The organism is Micromonospora sp. WMMD708, from assembly GCF_049315245.1.
Lineage (GTDB): Bacteria > Actinomycetota > Actinomycetes > Mycobacteriales > Micromonosporaceae > Micromonospora > Micromonospora wenchangensis.
This window is the reverse complement of the sequence record NZ_CP186060.1, coordinates 1,313,326-1,327,419: the sequence shown is the minus strand read 5'-3', so window position 1 is coordinate 1,327,419 and position 14,094 is coordinate 1,313,326. Positions and strand designations below refer to the sequence as shown.

At 73.7% G+C, this 14,094-nt stretch carries 12 protein-coding genes; all 12 read right to left on the bottom strand.

Going from position 1 to position 14,094, the window contains the following annotated elements:
* Positions 1 to 47: 47 nt before the first annotated feature.
* The 12 genes from eboE to ACN260_RS06065 all read right to left on the bottom strand — a co-directional run bounded on the left by eboE (position 48) and on the right by ACN260_RS06065 (position 14,051).
* A complete protein-coding gene (gene eboE / locus ACN260_RS06120; protein ID WP_422755070.1) occupies positions 48 to 1,256 on the bottom strand; it encodes a metabolite traffic protein EboE in 1,209 nt (402 codons plus the stop codon).
* Complete coding sequence (locus tag ACN260_RS06115) at positions 1,256 to 2,110, bottom strand: TatD family hydrolase (RefSeq protein WP_145921233.1); 855 nt, start codon at positions 2,108 to 2,110, stop codon at positions 1,256 to 1,258. The genes eboE and ACN260_RS06115 overlap by 1 nt, the downstream gene beginning before the upstream one ends.
* Positions 2,111 to 2,713: an EboA domain-containing protein gene (locus ACN260_RS06110; RefSeq protein WP_422755069.1), complete on the bottom strand. Its 603-nt coding sequence runs from the start codon at positions 2,711 to 2,713 to the stop codon at positions 2,111 to 2,113.
* Positions 2,714 to 2,750: 37 nt separating this feature from the next.
* Complete coding sequence (locus tag ACN260_RS06105; RefSeq protein ID WP_422755068.1) at positions 2,751 to 3,683, bottom strand: sugar phosphate isomerase/epimerase family protein; 933 nt, start codon at positions 3,681 to 3,683, stop codon at positions 2,751 to 2,753.
* Positions 3,680 to 4,621, bottom strand: coding sequence for an SCO3242 family prenyltransferase (locus tag ACN260_RS06100; RefSeq protein WP_422755067.1), 942 nt, complete (start codon positions 4,619 to 4,621; stop codon positions 3,680 to 3,682). Before ACN260_RS06100 ends, ACN260_RS06105 begins: the two co-directional genes overlap by 4 nt.
* Positions 4,618 to 5,766, bottom strand: a complete 1,149-nt coding sequence (locus ACN260_RS06095) for an inositol-3-phosphate synthase (RefSeq protein WP_422755066.1) — start codon at positions 5,764 to 5,766, stop codon at positions 4,618 to 4,620. Before ACN260_RS06095 ends, ACN260_RS06100 begins: the two co-directional genes overlap by 4 nt.
* A 457-nt stretch (positions 5,767 to 6,223) precedes the next feature.
* Positions 6,224 to 7,432, bottom strand: a complete 1,209-nt coding sequence (locus ACN260_RS06090; protein ID WP_422755065.1) for a Gfo/Idh/MocA family protein — start codon at positions 7,430 to 7,432, stop codon at positions 6,224 to 6,226.
* A 20-nt stretch (positions 7,433 to 7,452) separates the two neighbouring features.
* The gene (locus tag ACN260_RS06085) at positions 7,453 to 8,508 is read right to left on the bottom strand and encodes a substrate-binding domain-containing protein (protein WP_422755064.1); all 1,056 of its coding nucleotides are present in this window, start codon (positions 8,506 to 8,508) and stop codon (positions 7,453 to 7,455) included.
* 128 nt (positions 8,509 to 8,636) lie between these two features.
* The gene (locus ACN260_RS06080) at positions 8,637 to 9,758 is read right to left on the bottom strand and encodes an ABC transporter permease (RefSeq protein WP_422755063.1); all 1,122 of its coding nucleotides are present in this window, start codon (positions 9,756 to 9,758) and stop codon (positions 8,637 to 8,639) included.
* Positions 9,759 to 9,789: 31 nt separating this feature from the next.
* Positions 9,790 to 11,397, bottom strand: a complete 1,608-nt coding sequence (locus ACN260_RS06075) for a sugar ABC transporter ATP-binding protein (RefSeq protein ID WP_422755062.1) — start codon at positions 11,395 to 11,397, stop codon at positions 9,790 to 9,792.
* Positions 11,394 to 12,572 carry an ROK family transcriptional regulator gene (locus tag ACN260_RS06070; protein ID WP_422755061.1) on the bottom strand — a complete coding sequence of 393 codons (1,179 nt, stop codon included), beginning with the start codon at positions 12,570 to 12,572 and terminating at the stop codon, positions 11,394 to 11,396. Before ACN260_RS06070 ends, ACN260_RS06075 begins: the two co-directional genes overlap by 4 nt.
* Positions 12,573 to 12,911: 339 nt before the next feature.
* Positions 12,912 to 14,051 (bottom strand): YihY/virulence factor BrkB family protein, encoded by a 1,140-nt coding sequence (locus tag ACN260_RS06065; RefSeq protein ID WP_422755060.1) that lies wholly within the window; start codon positions 14,049 to 14,051, stop codon positions 12,912 to 12,914.
* Positions 14,052 to 14,094: the final 43 nt, after the last annotated feature.

Sequence of the window (14,094 nt, the reverse complement as noted above, 5' to 3'; positions counted from 1 at the left end):
TCCGGCGCGGCGGTGGCACCTCGTCGTGCCGGGTCGGTGACGCTCGCTCATCGTCGTACTCCCAGGGTCGTCGGGACGGCTCGCCCGGCCGGGGTGAGGCCGAGGGTGACCAGTTCGTCGCGGGCGAAGGCCAGTTCGGCGGCGATGCCCGCAGCCAGCTCCGCGTCGGTGCGCGGTCGCCGCGCCGCCGGCAGCACCCCCCACGTGTACGTCTCGACGTCCAGGTGGTCGCAGCCGGCGGTGGGGCCGGCGAGCAGCGCGGCCAACGCGGCGCGCAGCACCGGCACGGTGGAGGTCAGCGGCGGTTCGGGCGGGGCGTGCAGCGGCACGTGGTAGTGCACCCGCCAGGCCCCGGGCAGCCGCGCGGCCAGCGCCGCGTCCAGGTCGTCGGCCGCGTACGCCGGGTCGGCCGGGTCGGCGGCGTGGGCGCAGCCGGCCGACCGGGTCTGGTGCAGGAACCTCGGCTCCACCCAGCGGCCGAGCGCCTCGGCGTCGGCGACCGGGTCGGTCGACTCCAGCGCGGCGGAGACCTGCACCTTGACCACCGGCAGGCCGGCGGCGCGCAGCCGGCCCAGCGCCGCGACCGGTTCCTCCCAGGCGCAGGCGAGGTGGGCCAGGTCGAGACAGATCCCGAGCCGCTCCGGATCCAGGTCGGCCAGGAGCGTGGCGGCCTGCCCGCTGCTCTCCACCACGCAGCCCGGTTCGGGTTCGAAGGCCACCCGCACCACCCGGCCGGTGTCGCGTTCCACCTCGGCCAGGCCGGCGGCGAGCGCGTCGAGCCGGCGGCGGGCGGCCCCGGCGTGGGTCGCGTCCCAGGGTTGCCGCCAGGCCAGCGGCAGGGTGGAGATGGAGCCCCGGGCCGCGTCGTCGGGGAGCAGGTCGGCCAGCACCCGGGCCAGGTCGAGGGTGTAGCGCAGCCGCTGCCCGGTGGTCCAGTCCGGGTGGTACACCGCGCCCTTGACGACCGGTGCCTGGAAGGCCGCGTACGGGAAGCCGTTGAGGGTGACCACCTCCAGGCCCCGGTGGGTCAGCTCGGCGCGCAGCCGGCGGCGGGCGGCCGGGTCGGCGGCCAGCTCGGCGGCGACCGGGGCGGCCAACCACAACCCCAGGCCGAGCAGGTCGACGCCGAGCGCCTCCCGCACCGGCAGGGCGTACGTGTCGAGTTGGGCGAGGATGCCGGCGGCGTCCTCGGCCGGGTGCACGTTGGTGCAGTAGCCGAGGTGGACGGTGCTGCCGTCGGTGTGCCGTAGCCGCATCAGTCGCCGCCACGCAGGATGGAGTTGCCCTCGAAGGTGCCGCTGGTCGGGGTGTCCAGGTCGGTCAGGTCGAGCCGGCCGGACTGCCCGTAGAACTCCACCGGGTTGCGCCAGAGCACCCGGTCGACGTCGTCGTCGGTGAACCCGGCGGCCAGCATCGCCTCCCCGGTGGCCCGGGTGAGCAGCGGGTCGGAGCGGCCCCAGTCGGCGGCCGAGTTGACCAGCATCCGCTCGGTGCCGTACGTCCGCAGCAGCTCCACCATCCGCGGCGGCGACATCTTGGTGTCGGGGTAGATGGAGAAACCCAGCCAGCAGCCGCTGTCCCGGGCCAGCTTCACGGTCACCTCGTTGAGGTGGTCCAGCGCCACCCGGCCCGGCGCGATGCCGCTCTCGGCGACCACCGCCAGGCTGCGTTCGACACCGCGCGCCTTGTCCCGGTGCGGGGTGTGCACCAGGGCCGGCAGGTCGTGGTCGACGGCCAGCGCGAGCTGGGTGGCGAACGCCTCGTCCTCGGCCGGGGTCATGTCGTCGTAGCCGATCTCGCCGACCGCGACCACGGCGTCCTTCTCCAGGTAGCGGGGCAGCAGGTCGAGCACCGGCCGGCAGCGGGGGTCGTTGGCCTCCTTCGGGTTCAGCGCCACGGTGGCGTGGTGCCGGACGCCGAACTGGCCGGCCCGGAACGGTTCCCAGCCGATCAGCGAGTCGAAGTAGTCGGCGAAGGAGGCGGCGCTGGTGCGCGGCTGCCCCAGCCAGAAGGCCGGCTCGACCACGGCGCGGACCCCGGCGGCGGCCATCCGCTCGTAGTCGTCGGTGGTCCGCGACGTCATGTGGATGTGGGGGTCGAAGATGCGCATTCACGCCTCCCTGATGGTGAGCCGGTCGAGCAGTGCGGTGGCGTCGGCGGGGAGCTGCCGACCGGCGGCGTGCCGTTCCGCGGCGAGCGCGGCGAGCATGGTGGCCAGTTCCCCGTCGGCGCGGTCGTCCAGGTCGGCGACGACGGCCAGCGGCACCCCGATGAAGACGCACTTGAGCACCGCCTGCCGCCAGGCGTCGGCGGCCAGGTGCCGGGCGTACGGGCCGAGTGCGGCGGCGACCAGCCGGGTGTCGTTGGTGCGGATCGCGTCGTGCAGCAGCGGCACCCCGGCGTCGCCGACCGGCAGCAGCGGCAGGGCCTTGAGCACGGCCCGCTTCTCGGCGGCGTCGCCGTACCGGTAGACCTGCTCGACCTGCCCGGCGGCCCGGTCGGCGGGCAGGGCGGCCAGCAGCAGCGCGCGGGCCGCCTCGTCGGCGCTCCAGCCGGGTGCGCCGGGCAGCTCGTGCCGGCCGCACCGGCGGGCGGCGGCCGGGAAGTACCGCGCGACCGTGTCGGGCTCGGCCGCGACGTGCCGCAGCGCGGTGTCCAGCCAGTCGGGATCGGGTGCGCCCTCCAGCGCGGCCCGCAGTCGATCCGGTGTCATCCGTCTCCCCTCCCCAGGTGCGTACGGTCGGCGGTGGTCAGTCCGCCCCGGCGGTGCCGGCGGGCACGGGTGGCACGCCCACCGCGAGACCGGCCTGCCGGGCGGCGGTACGCAGGAAGTCCAGCGACCGGGCGGCCACGGTGGGCGCGGCGTGCGAATGCCGGGGCAGCTCCACGGCGACGAGCCCCCGGTAGCCGCCGTCGGCCAGGGCCCGCAGCACCGGCGGGAAGTCGATCTCGCCGGTGCCGAACTCCAGGTGTTCGTGCACGCCCCGGCGCATGTCGTCGATCTGCACGTTGACCAGGTGGTCGGCCACCTGGCGGACGCAGTCCGGCACGGTCGCCGACTCCAGGCAGCGGCAGTGTCCGATGTCGAGGGTGATGCCGAAGCACGCCGGCCCGCCGAGGGCCCGGTGCAGCCACCGCCAGCCGGCGATGTCCTCGACCAGCATCCCCGGCTCCGGTTCGAAGCCCAGGGTCACCCCGGCCCGGTCGGCGGCGGCCACCACCGTGGCGCAGCCGGCGACCAGCCGGTCCCGGGCCACCTGCTCGGGGACGTGACCGGGCCGGACCCCGGCCCAGAACGAGACCGCCTCCGCGCCGAGGTCCGCGCCGACCCGCACCGCCCGTTGCAGGAAGTCGATCCGGCCGGCCGGGTCGTCGTGCAGCAGCGTCGGGGCGTGCTTGCGCCACGGGTCGAGCAGGTAGCGGGCGCCGGTCTCGACCACCACGCCGAGGCCCAGCGCGGCCAGCCGGTGCGCCACCGCGTCGACCCGACGGGCCAGCCCCGGCGCGTACGGGTCGAGGTGGTCGTGGTCGAGGGTCAGCGCGACCCCCTCGTAGCCGAGGTCGGCCAGCACCGTCAGGGCGTCGTCGAGCCGGTGGTTGGCGAACCCGTTGGTGCCGTAGCCGAACCGCAGCCGGTCCACGGCGGGCGGGTCGGCGGGGGTGGTGGGCGGTGGGGTGGTCATGTCGGGGAGAGCTTCCGGGCCAACCGGCCGCCCAGCGGCGCGGCGAGCGCGACCAGCGCGCCGACCAGCCCGGCGCCGGCCCGCGCGGTGAGCGCACCCTGCAACGAGGGCAGTCCGGTGATGCCGGCTCCGACGGCGGCCCGGACCCGGCCGGCGGTGGGCTCGGCGGCGACCCGGGCCTGCGCGCCGCCGTACCGGGCGACGTACCAGCCGGCCAGACCGACCGGCAGCGCGGCGGCGACCATCCCGGCCAGGGGACGCGGGGACGGTGCGGCGGCCAGGGGACGCGGGGACGGTGCGGTCGCCCCGGGGCGCGGGGACGCGGCGGTGCGCCGGGGCAGGGTGGTGGCGGCCAGCGCGATCAGGGCGGTGCCGGCGAGGGTACGCCGGGGCAGCGCCGCGTCGGTGCCGGTGACCTCGCGCCGGGACAGGGCGGTGACCGTCCAGGTGTGCGCGGCGACGGTGAGCGCCGCCGGCAACGCCCGCACCGGCCGCCCGGGTGACGCGCCGAGCAGCACGTCCAGCCCCCGGCAGGCGGCCATCACGGCGGGACCGGCGGCGGTGTGCTTCGCCGCGAGGTCGTACCCCCAGATGGTGGCGGCGAGCGGGAGCGCGACGGCGGCGGCCCGGCGACCACCCACGGCGGCGGCCAGGCCCAGGCCGGCGGCGGTGAGCCCGGCGGCGACCCCGGCGGCGGCGGCCGGGGTGATCCGGCCGCTCGGGATGGGCCGTTCCGGGCGTTCCTCGGCGTCCAGCTCCCGGTCGGCCCAGTCGTTGGCGGCCATCCCGGCCCAGTAGAGCAGCACCGACGCGCCGGCCAGCCCGGCGGTACGCGGGCCGAGCACCCCGGCCGCCGCCGCCCCGGCCACCAGGTCCCCCGGTACGGACAGCGCGGCCGGCGCCCGGACCAGCTCGGCCAGGTCGGCCAGGCTGGTCACCCGGCACCGCCGGCGTGCAGCTCCCGGGTGAAGTCGACGAGCCGCTGCCACTGCTCGCTCAGCGAGTGGGTGGGCGAGTCGATCGGGTCCTTGAAGAAGAACGCCAGCTCGGGCAGGGGGCCGACCCGGCCGGCGGCGTGCGCGGCGGCGGTGAGCCGGGCCAGGTCGAGCACCAGCGGGGCGGCCAGCGCGGAGTCGCAGCCGTGCCAGGTGAACTCCATCCGCATCCCGGTGCCGAGGAAACCGGCGAAGGTGATCAGATCCCAGGCGGTCTTGAAGTCGCCGAGGTCCTCGACGTAGTCGATCCGGGTGCCACCCTGCGGCACGTAGCCGAGGGTCTCGCCGAGGACCCGCTGCTTGCTGTCCACCTTGGCGGCGTTGGCGCCCGGCTCGGCCAGGGTCGCCCCGTCGCCGCCGCCGAGCAGGTTGACCCCGGACCAGGAGCGCACCGCGAGGTTCCGCATCGCGAACATCGGGGCGAGCACCGACTTGACCAGGGTCTCCCCGGTCTTGCCGTCGTGCCCGGCGTACGGCAGGCCGCGCTGGGCGGCCAGCGCCGCGAGCGCCGGCAGGCGCAGCCCGGTGGACGGGGTGAAGTCGACGTACGGGCAGCCCGCCTCGACGGCCGCGTACGCGTAGAGCGAGCTGGGCGGCAGTACCTCGTCGGGGCCGGCGAGGGCGTCCCGCAGGGCGTCCGGGTCGGCGTGGCCGGGGTGCGTGGCGGGGGCGGGTTCGGTGGCGGAGACGTTGACCACCACCACCCGGTCCAGCCGGTGCCGGTCGCGGAACGCGGTCAGCTCGGCGGCGACGGCGGCGGCCCGGTCGGCCTGGCTGCCGCCGGTGGGTGCGGGCCGCAGGTCGTCCTCGACGGCGGCCAGGTCGGCGGCGAGCGCGGTGGCCAGCCGGCCGGGCAGCACCCCGGCGGCGGCGAGCGCCTCGGCCCGCTTGGTCAGCGGGGTGGTGGCCACGTCGTGACCGCCGAAGACCAGGTCGGCGAAGGGGGGCAGGGCGGGCCCGCGCAGGTCGGGAAGTTCGGTGACGCAGCCGGTGGGGCCGGTGAGACCGGCCCGCAGGGCGAGGCCCCCGACGATGGCGGTGGTCGCGACGGAACCGCGCGCTCCCACCAGCCAGACACCCGTTCTCATGGTGCTCCTTCCGTCGGGTGGAAACGTCGCGTCGGTCGAGTGGTACGGCGGGGCGCGGGGTTGCCCCGCCCGCCCGTCGTGCGGGATGGCACCGGGCGCGGCGACGACGTCGGCGGCATCGTCACCACATCCGGTTCCCGTACGGCGTGCGGACGGGGCTGGCAGGCAGGGCCGGTTCGGCGTCTCGGCCCTGCCTCCCCGCATCCGGCCGACGGCGGCGGCGCGCCTCCGGCCGGACGACTGTGGTTGGTGATCCGGTAATCGAATCACGCTCATCTATGTTCTAACAGGTGGCCCTCCGGTGCGACCGGGGAATCCCGGTCCGGCCGCACCGGACGGCCGACGTGCGCGCGCCCCGGGCCGACGGCCCGGCGCACGCCCTCCGACACCGACCCCGGCCCGGCCGCGGGGCGCAACCGCGGCCGGTCCCTCGCCGGTCGGCGGCGGAGGTGGCTGGTCAGACGGCGAGCGCGGCCAGGGCCGGCTCGACGTCGGTCCACTGGGAACCGGATTCCGCCGACCGGGTCACCGCGTCCAGCACGAGCTGGACCTGCAACGCGTCGGCGAACGACGGGGTCGGGTCGACGCCGGTGGCGACCGCCTCGACGAAGTCGCGCATCTCGTGCGTGAAGGAGTGCTCGTAGCCGATGATGTGACCCGGCGGCCACCAGGCCGCCATGTACGGGTGCTCGGCCTCGGTGACCAGGATGCGGGCGAACCCCTGCTCGGCCGTCGGCCGGGTGGCGTCGTAGAACTCCAGTTCGTTGAGGCGTTCCAGGTCGAACACCACCGAACCGAGCGAACCGTTGATCTCCACCCGCAGGGCGTTCTTGCGGCCGGTGGCGAACCGGGTCGCCTCGTACGTGGCCAGCGCCCCGTCGTCCAGCCGGGCCAGGAAGATCGCCGCGTCGTCGACGGTGACCGTGCCGGTCGCCGTCGCGGTGCCGTCGACCTCGGCGGCCAGGCCGCTGGACGCGCCCGGCAGCGGACGCTCCTTGACGAACGTCTCGGTCACGGCGCTGACCCCGGTGATCCGTTGCCCGGTCACGTACTGGGTCAGGTCGATGATGTGCGCGCCGATGTCGCCGAGGGCACCGGAGCCCGCCTTGTCCTTCTCCAGCCTCCAGACCAGGGGGAACTGCGGATCGACGATCCAGTCCTGCAGGTACGTCGCGCGGACGTGCCGGATCGTCCCCAGCCGCCCTTCGGCGACGAGCTGTCGCATCAGGGCGACGGCGGGTACCCGGCGGTAGTTGAACCCGCACATGGACCGGACCCCGGCGGCTGCCGCGGTGGCCGCGGCGGCGGTCATCGCCCGCGCCTCGTCCACCGTGTTGGCCAGCGGTTTCTCGCAGATCACGTGCTTGCCGGCGGCGAGCGCGGCGAGGGCGATCTCGGCGTGGCTGTCACCTGGTGTGCAGATGTCGACCACGTCGATGTCGTCCGAGGTGACCAGGGCACGCCAGTCGGTGGTGTGCGCGTCCCAGCCCAGCCGGTCGGCTGCCTCGGCGACCTTCGCGGCGTCCCGGCCGCAGATCTTCGCCATCCGAACCCGGGCGGGCAGGTCGTACACCCGGTTCACGGTGCGCCACGCCTGTGAGTGCGCGGCGCCCATGAACGAGTACCCGATCATGCCGATCCGGAGTTCGCTGTCGTGAGTGGACAAGGTGGGTCTCCCCCCGTGTATCAGAACCCGAGCTTGAGGTAGTTGCTCGCGTTCTCCTTGGTGATCGTCTCCGAGGCGAGCACGATCTCCTTGGGCACCTGGAGTTCCACCAGGTCGGACATGCCCTTGCCCTGGGCGATGAGGCGGGCCAGGGAGATGGCCGAGGAGGCCATCGACGGGCTGTAGGTCACGGTCGCCTTGAGCACCGTGTTGTCGGCCTGGATGTCCTCCATGGCCTTCTTCGAGCCGGCGCCACCGACCATGAAGAACTCCTTGCGGTTGGCCTGGTTGACCGCGGCCAGGACACCGATGCCCTGGTCGTCGTCGTGGTTCCAGACCGCGTCGATCTTCGGCAGGGCCTGGAACAGGCCGGTGGCCGCCTGCTGGCCGGAGTCGGCGGTGAACTCCGCCGGCCGCCGGTTGGCCACCTTGAACCCGGCCGTGGCCAGGGTGTCGGCGAAGCCCTTGGACCGCTGCTGGGTCAGCTCCAGCGAGTCGATGCCGGGGATCTCACCGATGATCGGGTTGCTGACGCCCTTGGCCTTGAGCTGCTCCACGATGAAGTTCGCGGCGGCCACGCCCATGCCGTAGTTGTCGCCCATGATCTGCAGCCGGTAGGCCAGCGCGTCGGGGAAGGCCCGGTCCAGGTTCACCACCGGGATGCCGGCCTTCATCGACTCCAGGCCGAAGGCGTTGAGCTCCTTGCCGTCGTGCGGCAGCACCACGATGACGTCCGGCTTCTGCGCGACCAGGGTGGACAGCGCCGCCCGCTGGGCCGCCGCGTCCGCGCCGGCCTCGACGGTCTTGAAGTCCACGTCCGAGTACGCGCCGGCCTGCGCCTTGGCGTTGTTGGTGATGGCGGCGATCCAGCCGTGGTCGGCGGCGGGGGCGGAGAAGCCGATGGTGACCTTCTTGCCGGGGGCGGCGTTGCCGCCGTCGGCGTTGTCGGCCGCCTTGGTCTGCGCCGCGGTCGGTGTGGACTCGTTGCTGGTGCAACCGGCGAGGAGCACACCGGCGCCGACCGCCGCGCCGCCGAAGAGCAACCGGCGACGGGACAGGTCACGGGGCTGGGTCATGACGACCTCCAGGAAATGACGGATGGTGGGGGTGAAAAAGGTTGTGCTGATCCCGGCCACCGTCGGTGGCCGCCGGAATGCGATGGTGCGGAGGGTCGGGACGCGCCCGGTGGGGCGACGCGTCCGGGTCAGGCGGGGGTGGTCAGCTTGTTGCGGCTGAGGAACTGGGTGATGCTGCGGAACTGCACCTGCTGGATCAGGACGGCGCCGACGATGATGCCGCCCTTGACCATGTTCTGGGCCTCGGTGGACAGGCCGTTGATGGCGAAGAGGTTGGTGATGGTGGAGAAGATCAGCACCCCGAGCAGGGACCCGACGATGGTGCCCCGGCCACCGCTGAGCAGCGTGCCGCCGATGATGGCCGCGGCGATCGCGTCCAGCTCGTAGAGGTTGGCCATGGCCGCCTGGGCGGAGTTGGCCTGCGCGGTCAGCATGATCGCGGCGATGCCGCAGCACAGCCCGGACAGCGCGTAGAGCAGCAGGGTGTGCCGCCGGACGTTGATCCCGGCGAGCCGGGCCGCCTCCGGGTTGCCGCCGACGGCGACCGTACGCCGGCCGAAGGTGGTGCGGTTGAGCAGCACCCACCCGGCGGCGACCACGGCGGCGAGGATGTAGACCAGCAGCGGGATGCCGAGCAGGTCGGTGCTGGCGATGCCGTTGATGAAGGAGTTGTTCGACACCTGGGTCTGCTTGCCGGAGATCTGGGCGGCCAGACCCCGGGCGGCGACCATCATGGCCAGCGTGGCGATGAACGCCACCAGCCGCCCGTACGAGATGAGAATCCCGTTGACCAGGCCGACCGCGACACCGACCACGACCGCCGTGAAGATCATGCCGCCCGCGCCGTAGCTCTGGGTGGCGACCGTGGTCGCCCACACCCCGGCGAGGGCGACGATCGCGCCGACCGACAGGTCGATGCCGCCGCCGATGATCACGAAGGTCATCCCGACGGTGACCACCCCGACCACCGAGGCGAGCTTGAGGATGGTCAGCGTGTTGCCCCACACCCAGTCCGGGTTGGAGTAGAGATCCCAGCGGGTCGCGGCGCCGATCACGACCAGCACCACCAGTACGCCGATCAGGCCGAGGTTACGCTTCGCGCCCTCGCCCCCGTCGCCGCTCCAGAAGGACAACCCGCCCGTCCTCGGCTTCTCCTTGAGCGACGCCGTCACCGCCGGGTCCACCGGCGGAGACTGCGCCGGCAGGTCCGCCGGGCGGTCCGGCGTCGCGGTCCCGGTCGACTCACTCATGCCGTCACCTCGTTATGTCCACTGCGCTCGCTCATGCCGGCGCGCCTTCCATCAGAGACCCCGCCATGACGAGGTCGAGCACGGTGTTCTCGTCCAGTTCGCCGGCGGGCGCCTCGCGCACCATCCGGCCCTCCCGCATCACCAGCACCCGATCGGCCAGGCCGAGCACCTCGGGCACCTCGCTGGAGACCAGCAGCACGCCGACCCCCTGGGCGGCCAGGCCGCGGATCACCCGGTACAGCTCGGCACGGGCCCCCACGTCCACCCCCCGGGTCGGCTCGTCGAGCAGCAGCAACCGCGTGTCGCCGAGCAGCCAGCGCCCGACCACCACCTTCTGCTGGTTGCCGCCGGAGAGGGTGCGTACCGCCCGGCGCACGTCGTTGGGCCGGAGCTGGAGGTCGTCGGCGATCCGTTCCGCCTCGGCCCGCTCCCGCCCGGCGTTGGTGAAGCCGAGGCGGGCGTACCGGGTGAAGGTCGCCAGGGTGACGTTGCGGTGGATCGGCTCGCCGAGCAGCAACGCCTGGCTCTTGCGTTCCTCGGGGGCCATGCCCATGCCGGCCCGGACCGCCGCGCCGACGCTGCCCGGACGCAGGGTCCGGCCGCCCATCCGGATGGTGCCGGACTCGGCGCGCCGGGCGCCGTAGATCGTCTCCAGCAGTTCCGAGCGGCCGGAGCCGACCAGCCCGGCGATGCCGACGATCTCGCCGGGGCGGACGCTGAGCGAGACGTCGGCGAACTCGCCGGTGCGGCTCAGCCCGTCGACCCGCAACAGTTCCTCGCCGGTGGCCGGCGCGGTCGGGCGGTCCGGGAAGACGTACTCGATGGTCCGGCCGGTCATCCGGGCGACCAGGTCGCGGGTGGGGGTGTCGCGGGCCGGCAGGTTCGCCGCGGTGGTCCGGCCGTCCTTGAGTACGGTGACCCGGTCGCCGATCTCGCGGATCTCCTCCATCCGGTGCGAGATGTAGATGACCGCGATGCCCTGGGCGGTGAGTTCCCGGATGATCCGGAACAGGTTGTCCACCTCGTCGTGCGCCAGCACCGCGCTCGGCTCGTCCATGATGATCAGCCGGGCCTCGTGGGACAGCGCCCGGGCCATGCTGACCACCTGCTTGCCGGCGGCCGGCAGCGCGCGCACCATCCGGCCGGGTGGGATCTCGCCGTGGCCGAGCCGGGTGAGGATCTCCCGGGTACGCCGGGCCATCAGCCCACGCCTGACGAACCCGGCGACCTTCGGCTCGTGCCCGAGGAAGGCGTTCTCGGCGACCGACAGGTCCTCGACCAGGTCGAGTTCCTGGTAGATGGTGGCGATGCCGGCGCGCATGGCGGCCTGCGGGTTGGCGAAGTGTGCCGGTTCGCCGCGCCATTCCACCTGGCCGGAGTCGGGCCGGTGCACCCCGGCGAGCACCTTGATCAGGGTGGACTTGCCGGCGCCGTTCTGCCCGAGCAGGCAGTGCACCTCGCCGGCCCGCACCTCCAGCTGCACCCCGTCGAGGGCGCGGACGCCGGGGAACGTCTTGACCACGTCGGTCAGCCGGAGCACCACCTCACCGGCGACGGTGTCGGCGGGCGCCTCGACCAGCGGGGCCTTGTCCCCGGCGGCGGCCTTGTCCCCGGTGGGGGAGGTCGGTTGCTTGCTCATGATGCCTCCCCGAAGGCGACGTCGCTGGCGAGGACGGCCGCGCCGGCCACTCCGGCGCGCGGTCCCAGCTCGGACAGGACGACCGGCAGGTTGCCGGTGGCCAGCGGCAGCGAACGGCGGTAGACCACGCTGCGGATCTCGGCGAGCAGGATGTGCCCGAGGTGGGCCAGCCCGCCACCGATGACGATCATCGACGGGTTGGTGAAGCTGACCAGCCCGGCCAGCACCTGCCCGACCCGGCGGCCCCCGTCGCGGATGAGCTGGATGCAGGTGACGTCGCCCTCGACCGCCGCCTCGGCGACGTCGCGGGCGGAGACCGCACCCCGGGCGGCGAGCCGCTCGGCCAGCGCCGGGGAGGTGCCGGTGCGCGCCGCGATGGAGGCTTCCCGGGCCAGCGCCGCCCCGCTGAACACGGCCTCCAGGCAACCGGCGTTTCCGCAGGTGCAGGCGGGGCCGCCGGCCTCGGCCTGGATGTGGCCGATGTCGCCGGCGCAGCCGTCGGTGCCCCGGTAGACCTCGCCGCTGAGGTAGATCCCACACCCTATTCCGGTGCCGATCTTGACGAAGAGGAAGTCGTCGACCGAGTGGGCCACCCCGCCGTGCCGCTCGCCGATCGCCATGATGTTCACGTCGTTGTCGACCACGGCCGGGCAGCCGTGCTCGCGGCTGATCAGCTCGCGTACCGGGTAGCGGTCCCAGCCCGGCATGATCGGCGGCGAGACCGGCACTCCGTCGCGGAAGCTGACCGGGCCGGGCACGCCGATCCCGACGCCGTTGAGCCGCTCGTACGCCCCGTCCACCCGGGCCTTGTGCAGCAGGTCGTTGACCCGGTGCAGGATGGCCTTCGGGCCGGAGCGGATGTCGGCCGGCTCGGCGTACGCGGCGACCGGTTCGAGCCGCCCGTTGACCACCTCGACGTCGATCGAACTGGCGCCCATGTCGATGCCGGCGAACCGCAGGTCCGGGTTCAGCTCCACCAGGGTGGACCGGCGGCCACCCCGGGAGGCGGCCAGCCCGGCCTCGGCCACCAGGCCCAGCCCGACCAGCCGTTCCAACTCGGCGAGGAGCCGGGGCCGGGGCATCTGCAACCGGTCGCCCAGCTCGGCCCGGGACGCTGGCCCCTCGTCACGGAGCAGCCGTAACAGCTGCACGTGCAGGGGATCTGCCGTCCGCACGGGACTCACCTCCGCCTCAGGGTTCACATTGACGTCACGCCGTTGTGTTGTGGTCGACACAGTAGGAGACTTCCGTGGCACGTGTCCATAGCTTCGGTCGTTCCTCCGGCAACTTTTGTCCGAACGAACAAAAGCTACTAGTGGATCAAGAAAAGGTTGACAGACCGAGAAATCTCCGCAACGACCTGCTACCGGGACCCGGTGAGCGCCGCCGGGCAGGCCCGGAACGCGCGGGCGAAGCACTACCCGATCACCCCGGACATGACAAGACCCCGCCCCACCGCGGTCGACGCGGCGGGACGGGGTCGTTGGTCCGAGGGCGGCCCGGGGTGACGCGGGTCAGCGGCCGGGGGCGGCGTTGCGCTTCTTGCGCAGCTTGCGGTCGTCGCGCAACTCGACGTACGGCTCCTCGTCCGGGTCGTGGCCGGCGGAGATGGCCCGGCCCCGCTCCAACTCGGCGTCGAACTCGGCACCGAGCAGGATCGCGATGTTGCTCAGCCAGAGCCAGACCAGGAAGATGATCACGCCGGCCAGCGCCCCGTAGGTCTTGTTGTAGGACCCGAAGTTGCTGACGTACAGGGCGAACAGGCCCGAGACCAGCAGCCAGAGCAGCACCGCCAGCACGCCACCCGGGCTGACCCAGCGGAACCCGCCGTGCCGGGCGTTCGGCGACGCCCAGTAGAGGATGGCGAACATCAGGCTGACCAGCACCAGCAGCACCGGCCACTTGGCGATGTTCCACACCGTCAACGCCGTCGAGCCGAGCCCGATCGCGTTGCCGGCCTGCTCGGCCAAGCCGCCGGTGAAGACCACGATCACCGCGGCGGCGAGCAGCAGCACCCCCACCAGGGCGGTCACCCCGAGCCGGATGGGCAGCGTCTTCCACACCGGCCGCCCCTCCGGCACGTCGTAGATGCTGTTCGAGGCGCGCATGAACGCGCCCACGTAGCCGGAGGCCGACCAGAACGCGGCGACCAGACCGATGACCGCGGCGACGCTGGCCAGCCCACCCGACTGGCCGGCCTGGTCGATCGCGGTCTCGATGATGGTGCGGATGTTCTCCTCCGGCACCACCTGCCCGACCGTGTCCCGGACCCCGCTGGTGGCGCGCTCCCCGAGCAGACCGAGAATCGAGATCAGCACCAGCATCCCGGGGAAGATCGACAGCACCCCGTAGTAGGTCAGCGCGGCGGCCCAGTCGGTCAGGCTGTCCTCCTGGAACTCCCGCCCGGTGCGCTTGAGCGCCGCCCTCCAGTCCGCCCGGTGCAGGTCGGTGGGGCTGTCCGGGCCGTCGCCGGGACCCACCGGCCGGGTACGCGCGTCGGCCTCCCGCCGGCCGCCCCGCAGCCGGTCACCGGACCCGGGCTCACCCGACGGGCGGTCACCGGACCGCCGGTCACCCGACCGGCCCCGGTCGTGCCGGGCTGCGGTCACGGTGGCCGCGTCGTCGCGGTCGGCGTGGGTCTCGTCGGAGGCCATCGCCCCTCCTCGGGGATCTGCGGATGTCGCCCTCCGACATGCC